The 13,248-nt window shown below is 71.0% G+C and carries 10 protein-coding genes; 7 read left to right on the top strand and 3 right to left on the bottom strand.

What is annotated here, in order from left to right; translation table 11 throughout:
- The 3 genes from ACK8N7_RS04630 to ACK8N7_RS04620 are packed head-to-tail and all read left to right on the top strand — an operon-like array spanning nt 1 to nt 4,617.
- Nucleotides 1–1,143: an acyl-CoA dehydrogenase family protein gene (locus ACK8N7_RS04630; RefSeq protein WP_403210468.1), complete on the top strand. Its 1,143-nt coding sequence runs from the start codon at nt 1–3 to the stop codon at nt 1,141–1,143.
- 44 nt (nt 1,144–1,187) lie between these two features.
- The gene (locus tag ACK8N7_RS04625; RefSeq protein WP_403210470.1) at nt 1,188–2,402 is read left to right on the top strand and encodes an acetyl-CoA C-acetyltransferase; all 1,215 of its coding nucleotides are present in this window, start codon (nt 1,188–1,190) and stop codon (nt 2,400–2,402) included.
- A gap of 43 nt (nt 2,403–2,445) precedes the next feature.
- Nucleotides 2,446–4,617, top strand: a complete 2,172-nt coding sequence (locus ACK8N7_RS04620; RefSeq protein WP_403210472.1) for a 3-hydroxyacyl-CoA dehydrogenase NAD-binding domain-containing protein — start codon at nt 2,446–2,448, stop codon at nt 4,615–4,617.
- Nucleotides 4,618–4,641: 24 nt separating this feature from the next.
- Here the strand turns inward: ACK8N7_RS04620 and ACK8N7_RS04615 are convergent, their stop codons facing one another.
- Complete coding sequence (locus ACK8N7_RS04615; protein WP_500441063.1) at nt 4,642–5,373, bottom strand: MerR family transcriptional regulator; 732 nt, start codon at nt 5,371–5,373, stop codon at nt 4,642–4,644.
- Nucleotides 5,374–5,503: 130 nt separating this feature from the next.
- Between ACK8N7_RS04615 and ACK8N7_RS04610 the strand changes: the two genes are divergently transcribed.
- Complete coding sequence (locus ACK8N7_RS04610; RefSeq protein ID WP_403210475.1) at nt 5,504–5,980, top strand: macro domain-containing protein; 477 nt, start codon at nt 5,504–5,506, stop codon at nt 5,978–5,980.
- 112 nt (nt 5,981–6,092) lie between these two features.
- Nucleotides 6,093–6,968 carry an oxygenase MpaB family protein gene (locus ACK8N7_RS04605; protein ID WP_500441061.1) on the top strand — a complete coding sequence of 292 codons (876 nt, stop codon included), beginning with the start codon at nt 6,093–6,095 and terminating at the stop codon, nt 6,966–6,968.
- Nucleotides 6,969–7,009: 41 nt separating this feature from the next.
- Here ACK8N7_RS04605 and ACK8N7_RS04600 read toward each other — a convergent pair whose 3' ends face one another.
- A complete protein-coding gene (locus tag ACK8N7_RS04600) occupies nt 7,010–8,563 on the bottom strand; it encodes a M1 family metallopeptidase (RefSeq protein ID WP_500441059.1) in 1,554 nt (517 codons plus the stop codon).
- A 401-nt stretch (nt 8,564–8,964) separates the two neighbouring features.
- Between ACK8N7_RS04600 and ACK8N7_RS04595 the strand changes: the two genes are divergently transcribed.
- Together ACK8N7_RS04595 and ACK8N7_RS04590 are read left to right on the top strand one after the other, a co-directional pair.
- On the top strand, nt 8,965–10,353 hold the full coding sequence (locus ACK8N7_RS04595; RefSeq protein WP_500441057.1) for a M14 family metallopeptidase: 1,389 nt from the start codon (nt 8,965–8,967) through the stop codon (nt 10,351–10,353).
- Between the two features lie 73 nt (nt 10,354–10,426).
- Nucleotides 10,427–12,172, top strand: a complete 1,746-nt coding sequence (locus ACK8N7_RS04590) for a BCCT family transporter (RefSeq protein WP_403210483.1) — start codon at nt 10,427–10,429, stop codon at nt 12,170–12,172.
- Between the two features lie 57 nt (nt 12,173–12,229).
- Here the strand turns inward: ACK8N7_RS04590 and ACK8N7_RS04585 are convergent, their stop codons facing one another.
- Nucleotides 12,230–13,153 (bottom strand): FAD-dependent oxidoreductase, encoded by a 924-nt coding sequence (locus ACK8N7_RS04585; protein ID WP_500441055.1) that lies wholly within the window; start codon nt 13,151–13,153, stop codon nt 12,230–12,232.
- Nucleotides 13,154–13,248 lie beyond the last annotated feature (95 nt).

Here is a 13,248-nt window from a genome sequence, read left to right as displayed (position 1 = left end):
GTGCAACGCCAGATCTTCACCGAGGAGCACGACGCGTTCCGCGAGACCGTCCGGGCCTTCCTGGCCAAGGAGGTGCTCCCGTACTACGAGCAGTGGGAGCGGGACGGCATCGTCTCCCGCGACGCCTGGCTCGCCGCCGGACGCGCCGGGCTGCTCGGCCTCGCCGTACCCGAGGAGTACGGGGGCGGCGGCTCCACCGACTTCCGCTACAGCGCCGTCCTCGCCGAGGAGTTCACCCGGGCCGGGGCGCCCGGACTCGCGATCGGCCTGCACAACGACATCATCGGCCCCTACCTCACCGGCCTCGCCACCGAGGACCAGAAGCGCCGCTGGCTGCCCGGGTTCTGCAGCGGCGAGACCATCACCGCCATCGCCATGACCGAGCCGGGCGCCGGCTCCGACCTCCAGGCCATCCGCACCACCGCCGAGGACAAGGGCGACCACTGGCTGCTCAACGGCTCGAAGACCTTCATCTCCAACGGTATCCTCGCCGACCTGGTGATCGTCGTCGCCAAGACCACCCCGGACGGCGGCGCCAAGGGGCTCTCGCTCATCGTCGTGGAGCGAGGGGCCGAGGGCTTCGAGCGCGGCCGCAACCTCGACAAGATCGGCCAGAAGTCGCAGGACACCGCCGAGTTGTTCTTCAACGACGTCCGCGTCCCCAAGGAGAACCTCCTCGGTGAACTCGACGGCGCGTTCATCCACCTGATGACCAACCTGGCCCAGGAGCGCATGGGCATAGCGGTCGCCGGGATCGCCGCCGCCGAACACCTGCTGGAGATCACCACGCGGTACGTCAAGGAGCGCGAGGCCTTCGGGCGCCCGCTCTCCAAGCTCCAGCACATCCGGTTCGAGATCGCGGAGATGGCCACCGAGTGCGCCGTCACCCGGACCTTCCTGGACCGGTGCATCGTCGACCACTCCGACGGCGTCCTCGACGCCGTCCACGCCTCCATGGCCAAGTGGTGGGCCACCGAACTGCAGAAGCGCGTCGCCGACCGCTGCCTCCAACTCCACGGCGGCTACGGCTACATGAGCGAGTACAAGGTCGCCAAGGCGTTCACCGACGGCCGTATCCAGACCATCTACGGCGGCACGACCGAGATCATGAAGGAGATCATCGGCCGCTCGCTGCTCGCCTGAACACCTCTTCGCCTCCTCCCAACCACCCTCGAAAGGCAGCTGTCTTGAGTACCGAAGCATTCGTCTACGACGCGATCCGCACCCCGCGCGGCCGCGGCAAGGCCAACGGCGCCCTGCACGGCACCAAGCCGATCGACCTGGTCGTCGGCCTCATCCACGAGATCCAGAGCCGCTTCCCGGACCTGGACCCGGCCGCCATCGACGACATCGTCCTCGGGGTCGTCAGCCCGCTCGGGGACCAGGGCTCCGACATCGCCCGCATCGCCGCCATCGCCGCGGGCCTGCCGGACTCCGTCGCCGGGGTCCAGGAGAACCGCTTCTGTGCCTCGGGCCTGGAAGCGGTCAACCTGGCCGCCGCCAAGGTCCGTTCGGGCTGGGAGGACCTCGTGCTCGCCGGGGGCGTCGAGTCGATGTCCCGGGTGCCGATGGGCTCGGACGGCGGGGCCTGGGCGATGGACCCGATGACCAGCTTCGAGACCGGCTTCGCCCCGCAGGGCATCGGCGCCGACCTCATCGCCACCATCGAGGGCTTCAGCCGCCGCGATGTGGACGAGTACGCCGCCCTCTCCCAGGAGCGCGCCGCCGCGGCCTGGAAGGACGGCCGCTTCGCCCGCTCCGTCGTCCCGGTCAAGGACCGCAACGGCCTCGTCGTCCTCGACCACGACGAGCACCTGCGCCCCGGCACCACCGCCGACTCCCTCGCCGGCCTCAAGCCGTCCTTCGCCGCCATCGGTGACGTGGGCGGCTTCGACGCGGTGGCGCTGCAGAAGTACCACTGGGTCGAGAAGATCGACCACGTCCACCACGCGGGCAACTCCTCCGGCATCGTCGACGGCGCCGCCCTCGTCGCCATCGGCTCGAAGGAGGTCGGTGAGCGTTACGGACTCACCCCGCGCGCCCGCATCGTCTCCGCGGCCGTCTCCGGCTCCGAGCCCACCATCATGCTCACCGGCCCGGCCCCCGCCACCCGCAAGGCGCTCGCCAAGGCCGGGCTCACCATCGACGACATCGACCTGGTGGAGATCAACGAGGCCTTCGCCGGGGTCGTCCTGCGCTTCGTCAAGGACATGGGCCTGACCCTGGACAAGGTCAACGTCAACGGCGGTGCCATCGCGCTCGGCCACCCCCTCGGCGCGACCGGCGCGATGATCCTCGGCACCGTCATCGACGAACTGGAGCGCCGCGACCAGCAGTTCGGCCTGGTCACCCTCTGCGTCGGCGGCGGCATGGGCGTCGCGACCGTCGTCGAACGCATCTGACCGTCCTGCCCCGGCCACCCCTTCTTACGGAGAAGACACCGACATGACCGAGAGCACCACCATCCGCTGGGAACAGGACGAGACCGGCGTCGTCACCCTCGTCCTGGACGACCCCAACCAGTCCGCCAACACGATGAACCAGGCATTCAAGGACTCCATCGCGGCCATCGCGGACCGCGCCGAGGCCGAGAAGGACTCCATCCGCGGCATCATCTACACCTCCGCCAAGAAGACCTTCTTCGCGGGCGGCGACCTCAAGGACATGATCAAGGTCGGCCCCGAGAACGCCCAGGCCGCCTTCGACACCGGAACCGAGATCAAGCGCTCACTGCGCCGCATCGAGACCCTCGGCAAGCCCGTAGTCGCCGCCATCAACGGGGCGGCCCTCGGCGGCGGTTACGAGATCGCACTCGCCTCCCACCACCGCGTCGCCCTCGACGCCCCCGGCTCCCGCATCGGCCTGCCCGAGGTCACCCTCGGCCTGCTTCCGGCGGGCGGCGGCGTCACCCGTACCGTACGCCTCATGGGTATCGCGGACGCGCTGCTCAAGGTGCTTCTCCAGGGCACCCAGTACACCCCGCGGCGTGCCCTGGAGAACGGCCTGATCCACGAAGTCGCCGCCACCCGCGAGGAGATGATCGAGAAGGCCCGCGCCTTCATCGACGCCAACCCCGAGTCCCAGCAGCCCTGGGACGTCAAGGGCTACCGCATCCCGGGCGGCACCCCCTCCAACCCCAAGTTCGCGGCCAACCTGCCCGCGTTCCCCGCCAACTTGAAGAAGCAGATCGCGGGCGCGCCCATGCCCGCGCCGCGCAACATCCTGGCGGCGGCCGTCGAGGGCTCCCAGGTCGACTTCGAGACCGCCCTGACCATCGAGGCCCGGTACTTCACCGAGCTCGTCACCGGCCAGGTCTCCAAGAACATGATCCAGGCGTTCTTCTTCGACCTCCAGGCCGTCAACTCCGGTGCCAACCGCCCCAAGGACATCCCCGAGCGCCCGGTCCGCAAGGTCGCCGTACTCGGCGCCGGGATGATGGGCGCGGGCATCGCCTACTCCTGCGCCAAGGCCGGGATCGACGTCGTCCTCAAGGACGTCTCCACCGAGGCGGCCGCCAAGGGCAAGGCGTACAGCGAGAAGCTGCTGGCCAAGGCGGTCTCCCGGGGCCGTACGACGGAGGCGAAGCGCGACGAGCTGCTGGCCCGGATCACCCCGACCGGCGACCCGGCCGACCTCGCGGGCTGCGACGCGGTGATCGAGGCCGTCTTCGAGGACACCGCGCTCAAGCACAAGGTGTTCCAGGAGATCCAGGACATCATCGAGCCCGACGCCCTGCTCTGCTCCAACACCTCCACCCTCCCGATCACGGCCCTCGCCGAAGGCGTCACGCGCCCCGCCGACTTCATCGGCCTGCACTTCTTCTCCCCGGTCGACAAAATGCCCCTGGTCGAGATCATCAAGGGCGAGCGGACCGGCGACGAGGCCCTGGCCCGCGCCTTCGACCTGGTGCGCCGGATCAAGAAGACGCCGATCGTCGTCAACGACTCGCGCGGCTTCTTCACCTCGCGCGTCATCGGCCAGTTCATCAACGAGGGCGTCGCCATGGTCGGCGAGGGCGTCGAGCCCGCCTCGATCGAGCAGGCCGCAGCCCAGTCCGGCTACCCGGCCAAGGTGCTCTCCCTGATGGACGAGCTGACCCTGACCCTGCCGCGCAAGATCCGCATCGAGACCAAGCGGGCGGTGGAGGAGGCCGGCGGCACCTGGCCCGGCCACCCCTCCGACGAGGTCATCGACCGGATGGTCGACGAGTTCGGCCGCCCCGGCCGCAGCGGGGGAGCGGGCTTCTACGACTACGACGAGGACGGCAAGCGCGCCGGCCTCTGGCCCGGCCTGCGCGAGCACTTCACCAAGCCGGACGCGAACGTACCCTTCGAGGACATGAAGGAGCGGATGCTCTTCTCCGAGGCGCTGGACAGCGTCCGCTGCCTGGAGGAGAACGTCCTCATCTCCGTCGCCGACGCCAACATCGGCTCCATCATGGGCATCGGCTTCCCGCCGTGGACCGGTGGCGTGCTCCAGTACATCAACGGGTACGAGGGCGGCCTGCCCGGCTTCGTGGCCCGCGCCCGGGAACTCGCCGAGCGCTACGGCGACCGTTTCCTGCCGCCCGCGCTGCTGGTGGAGAAGGCCGGGAAGGGCGAGACCTTCCACGACTGAGACTGTTCCGGAGCGCGTTGACCGTCACTCGGCGGTGAACGCGCTCCGCAGCTCCTCCTTCAACGACCGCTGAAACGCCGTCACCAGGGCCTGCACCACGATCGGTTGCATATGTGCCGACAGCGACTTCATCGCCGCCACATGCTCCGGATCCCCTTCGCGCTCCCGGTACGGGCTCCACACCTCGTCCCGGAACAGCCGCGTCAACTCCTGCGCCGCGGAACGGGTGTGCTCCAGCAGCACGGTCCGCGCCGCCAGGATCGCCTCGTGTGCGATCGGCACGTCCAGCAGCTCCACCCCGAGCCGCAGCAGCCCGAGGTCCACCCGGTACGCCCCGCCCTCCTCCTGCGGCCGCACCAGCACCCCCATCGCCGCCAGCCGCTCCACATCCGGCTCCGCCAGCACCCGCCCCGCCCGCTTCTCCAGCTCCGCCCACGACATGTCCTCCGCCGTGTCCGGCGCCCAGGACGCCACCAGCGCCCGGTGGATCGCCAGATCGTGGGCGCTCAGGTCGGGCGGCAGCTGCTCCAGATAGCGTTCGATGGCGGCGAGCGTCATGCCCTGGTGCTGGAGCTCCTCGATCAGCGCCAGCCGGGAGAGATGATCGGCCCCGTAGTGCCCGACCCGGCGCGGCCCGATGACCGGGGGCGGCAGCAGACCCCGGGTGCTGTAGAACCGCACGGTACGCACGGTGACCCCGGCACGCGCCGCCAGCTCGTCCACCGTGAGCGTGGGCCCGTCGGTCCCCGTCGCCATCTCTGCTCCCCGCAGTCGAACCCTCGTATCGGACAGTGCCGCTGTCTCACCACTACTGTGAAAGTCTCCGGCACCGACGCCCCGCCGTCCACCCCGGCCCGCTGTCAGTGCCGGGCCGTACGGTGAAGCCATGTCGGGGATCACGTATGTACGGGGGGACGCCACCGCGCCGCAGGGCAAGGGCGTCAAGGTGATAGCGCACGTCTGCAACGACCTGGGCGGCTGGGGCAAGGGCTTCGTCCTGGCCCTCTCCCGCCGCTGGCCCGAGCCCGAGGCCGCCTACCGCCGCTGGCACCGGGATCGCGCGGGCAACGACTTCGCCCTGGGGGCGGCCCAGTTCGTGCAGGTCGGCCCGTCTCTCTGGGTGGCCAACATGGTCGGCCAGCGGGGGATGCGCACCGGCAGCAAGGGTGTGCCCGTGCGGTACGAGGCCATCGACACGGCTCTCAGCGCGGTGGCCGTCCGGGCGGGCGAGCTCGGGGCCTCGGTGCACATGCCGCGCATAGGCTGCGGCCTCGCGGGCGGCAAGTGGTCGCGCGTCGAGCCGATCGTCCAGGGGCGCCTGACAGGGGAAGGCGTGCCCGTGACGGTGTACGACCACGACTGACCGGGGCACCGGCCGCCAGGGACCCCGCCAACACGGCCTCCCGCCCGCGAGGGATCATGGGGGATGGGACGGGCAGCGTACGGCAGGCCCGCCGGACGGCCGGGAGCACCTGATGAGCAGCGCGAAGGACGCGGTGAACCCCCTGCCGCCCCCGCCCGGCGGCGTCCTGTGGAGCCTGTCCGGGGATGTCCGGGCCCTGCTCATGCTGCCCGCCGCTCTCACCCTCCAGGTCGCCCACCCGGCTGTCGGTGCGGGCGTCGACGAGCACTCCGTCTTCCGTACCGACCCCTGGGGGCGCGGCGAACGCTCCCTGCGCTCGCTCCAGCTCTGGGTGTACGGCGGCGCGGAGGCCGCCGAGGAGGGCCGCAGGCTGCGCCGGCTCCACCGCACCATCCAGGGCACGGACACCCGGGGCCGCGCCTACCACGCGCTGACGCCCGCCAACTACGCCTGGGTGCACGCCACCGGCTTCCCCGTCTACCGGCACGCGGCGCGCTATCTGATCCGGCCGATGAGCCCGGCGCAGGAGCGCGCCCTGTACGCGGAGTGGCTCCAGGTCGGCCGGATCCTCGGCATCCACGACCGGGACATGCCGCAGACGATCGAGGAGTTCTGGCCGTACTGGGAGAAGATGCTCGCCGGGGAGATCGAGGCGACGACCGTGGTGCGTGAACTCGTCGACGTCGACCAGCCCGTGCCGCCGCCGGACCGCGGCCCCCTGCTCCTGCGGATGGTCCTGCGGGCGCTGTGGCCGGTGCTGCTTCCGCCGCTGGCCCGCTTCCGCCGCTTCGTCACCATCGGACTCATGCCGCCGGACGCCCGCGCCGCGATCGGCCTGCCGTGGACGGCGGCCCAGGAGAAGCGGCTGCGGCGGCTCTGCGCGGTGCTGCGTGCCGTCGTCCCCGTACTCCCGGAGCGGCTGCGGTACCTGCCGATGGCACGGGCGGCCCGCGCCGCGCACGCCACCGGGGGCCGTCGGAACGGCTGAACCTCACCGTCCGACGCCCCCCGATTCAGCGCGTCCGACGGTCAGCGGTGACCGTGACCGCTGTGCTCCCCGTCCCCGTGCTCCCCGTGGTCGTGGATCGTGTTCGTCGCCGCGATCTTCTTCCAGGACGCCGGCCGCTCCGGACCGACCGCCGCCGCCCGGGACGACAGCGCGCCCTTGGCGAGCCCGTCAGCAGACGCCGCCGGGAGCGCGGGCCGCTTCGGCTGGTACAGCCAGGTGTCGAAGAGCGTCGCCAGCGGGCTGCCCGAGATCCGCTCCGCGTACCGCAGGAAGTCACCCACGGTCGCGTTGGAGTGCGCCTTCTCGGTCGGCCACCCCTTCAGCAGGGCGAAGAAGGTCTCGTCGCCGACCTTGTTGCGCAGCGCCTGGAGCGCCAGCGCCCCCCGGTCGTAGACGGCGATGTCGAACTGGTTGTCCGGACCCGGGTCACCCGGCTTCACCTTCCAGAACGGGTCGTCGGCCGGGTGCAGGGCGTAGACGTAGTCCGCCAGCTGCTGCGCGGTGCCCTCGCCCTCCTTCTCCGACCAGAGCCACTGGCTGTAGCGGGCGAAGCCCTCGTTGATCCAGATGTCCTTCCATCCGTCGACCGACACGCTGTTGCCGTACCACTGGTGCGCGATCTCATGGACGACGACCGACACGTTGGCGCCGTTCGCGAACTGCCGCGGGCTGTAGAACGGCCGCGTCTGGGTCTCCAGCGCGAACCCGCTCGTCACATTGGGCACATAGCCGCCGAGCGCGTTGAACGGATACGGACCGAAGACCTCCGTCAGCCACTCCGCGACCTCGGTGGTCCGCTCGATGCTGGCGCGGGCGGCACCCGCGTTGGGGCCGAGATCCTTGCTGTACGCGTTCAGCACCGGCAGGCCGTCGGCCGTCCTGTCGGTCGTGATGTCGAACTTCCCGACCGCGAGCGTCGAGAGGTACGTGGCCTGCGGCTTGTCGGAGCGCCAGTTGAAGCGCGTCCGGCCCAGCTTGGAGCTCTGCGAGACGAGCACCCCGTTGCTGATCGCCTGCGTGCCGTCCGGCACGGAGACCGAGATGTCGTACGTGGCCTTGTCGAGCGGGTGGTCGTTGCTCGGGTACCACCAGACCGCCGACTCCGGCTCCTGCGCGGCGACGCCGCCGTCCGGGGTCCGCGCCCAGGCGGTCCAGCCGTTGATCTTCAGCTCGGAGGGCTTCCCGGCGTACCGGACGACCACCGAGACGTCCTTGCCCTTCGCCAGGGGGCCCGCCGGGGTGATCTCCAGCTCCTGGGTACCGCTCTTGGTGTAGGAGGCCTTCTTACCGTTGACCCGCACCTCGGAAACGGCGAGCCCGAAGTCGAGGTTGAAGCGGGTCAGATCCTGTGTGGTGGTGGCGAGGATCGTCGCGGTGCCCTCCAGCAGGTCGGTCGCCGGCTGGTAGGTCAGCCGCAGGTCGTAGTGGGAGACGTCGTAGCCACCGTTTCCGCTGGCCGGGTAGTAGGGGTCGCCGATACCCGGGGCGCCCGCGGTGCCTGAGGAGGCCGATGCCGGGATCGCCAGCAGAAGGGTGGCCGCGAGAGCGCTGGGGACGATGAATCTGCGGTGCACGCATACTCCAAGTCGTCGGGACGGTCGACCGGGCGGAGGTCGTTGCCGCCCGGTCGTGCAACCGGGCGGGGGATGGTTCCGTCCGGTCGTGCAACCGGGGGATGGGTCCGCCCGGTCGCGGGACCGGTCGGAGGGTGGTTCCGGCCGGTCAGGAAAAAGGCTAAGCAGCCCGCAGCGCAGGGCGGTCGATTCCGGGCATTCCTGTCACACGATCGCCATGCCCTCGTCACGACCGGTAGTGATCGCCCCCTGTTGCACAGGAGTTCACCCGGGTAACGTCCGCTCCACCGACAGACCGGCGTGCAACGCGGTGTCCGCCGCGCGCACCCCCACTCGCGCTCCGCCCGTGCCCCGCTCGTGCTCAGCGCGCACGCCGGTCGTACTCCGGGAGGCAGCCGCTGATGACCCCTCGCATCACCCGCGCGCTCCGCATGCTCAGCCCGCACCCGTGGCTCGGACCGGTCGCACAGCCCGGACGCCCGCCCTCCGGTGTACGCCGCCGTGGCCCCGCGGTCCGACGCCGGAGCGCGGTCGTGGCCGGGCTGCTGGCCGCGCTGGCCGTCCCCTTCGCCATCGCACCCGCCGAGGCCGCGCCCCACCCGCCGCGCACCGGGTTCGAGACGAGCGACGGGGCGCGCTGGACCGGGCTGGGGGAGGAACGGGCCTTCCTCGGAGCGGTGGACCGGGGGAGCGACCGGGTCGCCGTGGACCGCGTCGGCACCACGAAGGAGGGCCGCCCGCTCCAGCTCGTACGCATCGGCAAGCAGCGTCCCGCCGCCACCACGGTCCTGCTGATCTGCAGTCAGCACGGGGACGAGCCCGCCGGGCGCGAGGCCTGTCTGACCACCCTGCGCGACCTGGCCTTCGCCGAGGACCGCGCCACCCGCGCCTTCCTCTCCCGTACGACGGTGCTGGTGCTGCCCACCGCCAACCCGGACGGACGCGCGGCCGACACCCGGGGCAACGCCGACGGCGTCGACGTCAACCGGGACCACATCGCCCTGAAGACCGCGGAGGGCAGGGCGATCGCGGCCGTCGTCCGCGACGAACGGCCGGATGTCATCTACGACTTGCACGAGTACGGTGCCACGCCGCCGTACTACGACAAGGACCTCTTCGTCCTGTGGCCCCGCAACCTGAACGTCGCGCGCGGCGTCCACGACGTCTCGCGGACCCTCTCGGAGCAGTACGTACGGCCCGCCGCGACCGAGGGCGGTTACACCAGCGGCCACTACGGAATCTGGACCGATCCGGTCTCCGGCGACCCCATCAAGCAGACCGCAGGGGACGGCCAGGAACGCATCCTGCGCAACACCTCCGGCCTCAAGCACGCGGTCGGCCTCCTCATCGAGTCACGCATCGACGCCCTGAGCGAGTCCGAGAAGGCCGATCCGGCCCTCAACCACCGCCGCAGGGTCCACTCCCAGCAGACGGCGCTCGGCGGTCTCTTCGACTTCACGGAGGAACAGCGCGCCCGCATCCGGGCGGCCACCGCGCTCTCGCGCCTGACCGGGTTCGCCGACCGCGGCCCCGTATATCTGGGAGGCGCCGACAACGATCCGGCCGAGCCCGCCGAGATCCTCACCGACCCGCCGTGCGGCTACCGGCTGGACCCCTCCCAGTACGCCGCCGTGCAGGACGAGCTCGCCCTGCACGGCGTCCGGTCGCAGCGGAATGGAGATGGCGGGTTTGTGCCCCTGCGTCAGTCGGCCAGAAACTTGATTCCGCTGCTCCTCGACCAACGGGCGACATATTCCCTCACATACGGTCAAGCCGATACCGCTTGTTGATCCTTCGAGATCGTGGGCAGGTGTGGTACTGCCTACAGAGAGCGTTTTTCGGACTCGGTGAAAGGTGCCATTTGTGTCCCAGGACGACCAGCCGGCGGGGGACCGGGAGGAACTGTCGGTCACGGCAGACCTGCCCCCCGCACCGGTCAGCACGCGGGCCCCGACCACCGACCGGGTGGTCTTCGGCGTCACGGCGGTCCTCACCCTCGCCTTCGTCATCTGGGGCGCTACCTCCACCTCATCGCTGGAGACCGCCTCCGGCAAGCTGCTCACCGGGCTGATCCACAACGGTGGCTGGGCCTTCATGCTCGCCGCCTCGGGCTTCGTCATCTTCGCCCTCTGGCTGGCCATCAGCCGCTACGGGAAGATCTGCCTCGGCCAGGAGGGCGAGGCGCCGGAGTTCCGGACCATCTCCTGGGTCGCGATGATGTTCAGCGCCGGTATGGGCATCGGGCTGATGTTCTGGGGCGTGAGCGAGCCCCTGGCCCACTTCCGTACCCCGCCGCCCGGCACCGACCCCGCCGACTCGGCCGAGGCCATGCAGACGGCGATGGCCACCACCCTCTTCCACTGGACGCTGCACCCCTGGGCGATCTACGCGGTGGTCGGCCTCGCCATCGCCTACAGCGCCTACCGGATGCGCAGGCGGCAGACGATCAGCGCGGTCTTCGAGCCGCTGATCGGCAAGCGTCACGCGTACGGAGGCGTCGGCCGCGTCATCGACATCCTGGCCATCTTCGCGACCCTCTTCGGCTCGGCGGCCTCGCTGGGCCTCGGCGCGCTCCAGATCGGCAGCGGGATCCAGGAGCTGGACTGGCTGGAGAAGGCCGGCACCGGCCTCCTCGTCGCGATCATCGCCGTGCTGACGGTCGGCTTCGTCGCCTCCGCGGTGTCCGGTGTGGAGAAGGGCATCCAGTGGCTCTCCAACATCAACATGGTGCTGGCCCTGCTGCTGGTCGTGTTCGTCTTCATCGCCGGTCCCACGATCTTCGTGCTCGACCTGGTGCCCACCTCGCTGGGCGCCTACATCAGCGACCTCGGACAGCTCGCCGGCCGCACCGAGGCGACCGGCGGCGGTGAGGTGGCCGACTGGCTCGGCGGCTGGACCGTCTTCTACTGGGCCTGGTGGATCTCCTGGACGCCCTTCGTCGGCATGTTCATCGCCCGGATCAGCCGCGGCCGCACGATCCGCCAGTTCGTCGGCGGCGTCATCCTGGTGCCCAGCACGGTCAGCCTGATCTGGTTCGCCGTCTTCGGCGGCACGGCCATGAAGCTGGACGAGGCGGGCAAGCTCACCGGCGCCGACACGCCCGAGGCGCAGCTGTTCGGCGTCCTCCAGGAGTTCCCGATCGCCACCGTGACGAGCATCCTGGTGATGATCCTCGTCGGCATCTTCTTCGTCTCCGGTGCCGACGCCGCCTCGATCGTCATGGGCACGCTCTCGCAGAGGGGCGTCCTCGAACCGGCGAAGTGGGTCGTCATCTTCTGGGGTGTCGTGACCGGGGCCGTGGCCGCCGTCATGCTGCTCATCGGTGACGGCAAGGAGAACGCGCTGGAGGGGCTCCAGAACCTCACGATCCTGGTCGCCGCCCCCTTCGTCATCGTGATGATCGGCATGTGCGTGGCCCTGATGCGGGACCTGCGCAAGGACCCGCAGATCGTCCGCCAGGAGTTCGGCGTGGAGGCGGTCGAGTCCGCGGTGATCGAGGGGCACGCCAAGTACGACGGCGACTTCGAGATCCGTATCGGCCCCGGCACGACGGTCACCACGGACGAACGCCACAAGGAGGACCCGGCCGGGAAGCGCCCACAGGACTGATCCCGGGGTTCCGGGAACCCGGGTTCCCGGGAAGCACCTCGCACGTACGGCGGCGGCTCAGCCCACCAGGGCGGCCGCCGCCCGCGCGCAGCCCCAGGCCACGGTCACGCCCGCGCCGCCGTGCCCGTAGTTGTGCACCAGCAGCCCCCCGCCCGGCAGGGCCTCCGCCTCGATCCGCACCCCGGCCTCCCGCACCGGCCGCAGCCCCACCCGGTGCCCCAGCACCCGGGCGCCCGCGATCTCCGGCCGGACCCGCGCGCACCGCGCCACGATCTCCCGCGCAGTCCCCGGATCGGGCTCCCGGCGCTCGTCGTCCGCCTCCGCCGTGCCGCCCAGCACCAGGCCGGCCGGCTGCGGGAAGAAGTACGTCGTCGCGGCGGACGCCGGATCCGCCTCGGTGAACCACTCCGTGATCCCCGGGTTCTCCACCACGACCAGTTGTCCCCGCACCGGCCGCACCCCCGCGTCCGGCACCAGCTCGCGCGCCCCCAGACCCGTGCAGTTCACCACCACCGGACTCTGCGCCGCCGCTTCCTCGAACCCGGCCACCGCGCGCCGCTCCACCGCACCGCCCGCCGCCACCAGCCGCCGCTCCAGCCACGCCAGGTGCACCGGCATGTCCAGCAGCGGCAGCACCACCCGCAGCCCCTCCGCCACCTCCACCGCACCCTTCAGCTCCGCCGCCCACGCCCCCAGCGCCGCGAACCGCTCACCGCCGTGCACCCCCGCCACCAGCCGTACGCCGGTTCCGCCGGGCCCGGCCGCCAGCTCCTCGTACACCGCGAGCGTCTCCAGCGACCAGTCGCCGACCCGCTCCGCCGGCTCGATCCGGTACGGCCACCACAGCGCCCCCGCCACCGCCGACGTCGTCGCCCCGGCCGGATCGCGCGACCAGACGCGCACCCGCAGCCCGCGCTCCGCCAGGGTCACAGCGGTGGTGAGCCCGACGACCCCACCGCCCACCACGATCACATCCGTCATCACGGTCACTCCCGTCCCTCGGTACACGCCCGTCGCCGCACGGAACACGCCCGTCGCTGCACGGACGCTAACGGACGCCGGAAACCGGAGGCCAG

Origin of the sequence: Streptomyces griseobrunneus (assembly GCF_046713465.1) — a bacterium.
Lineage (GTDB): Bacteria > Actinomycetota > Actinomycetes > Streptomycetales > Streptomycetaceae > Streptomyces > Streptomyces microflavus.
Note: the sequence above shows the minus strand (reverse complement) of the source record. Positions and strands in the feature narration are given on the sequence as shown.

Bases quoted from the DNA above. Each gene is read 5' to 3' on its own strand.
- ACK8N7_RS04615 (WP_500441063.1), bottom strand. From the start codon at position 5,373: ATGGCGACGGGGACCGACGGGCCCACGCTCACGGTGGACGAGCTGGCG.
- ACK8N7_RS04620 (WP_403210472.1), top strand. From the start codon at position 2,446: ATGACCGAGAGCACCACCATCCGCTGGGAACAGGACGAGACCGGCGTC.
- ACK8N7_RS04595 (WP_500441057.1), top strand. From the start codon at position 8,965: ATGACCCCTCGCATCACCCGCGCGCTCCGCATGCTCAGCCCGCACCCG.
- ACK8N7_RS04605 (WP_500441061.1), top strand. From the start codon at position 6,093: ATGAGCAGCGCGAAGGACGCGGTGAACCCCCTGCCGCCCCCGCCCGGC.
- ACK8N7_RS04610 (WP_403210475.1), top strand. From the start codon at position 5,504: ATGTCGGGGATCACGTATGTACGGGGGGACGCCACCGCGCCGCAGGGC.
- ACK8N7_RS04585 (WP_500441055.1), bottom strand. From the start codon at position 13,153: ATGACGGATGTGATCGTGGTGGGCGGTGGGGTCGTCGGGCTCACCACC.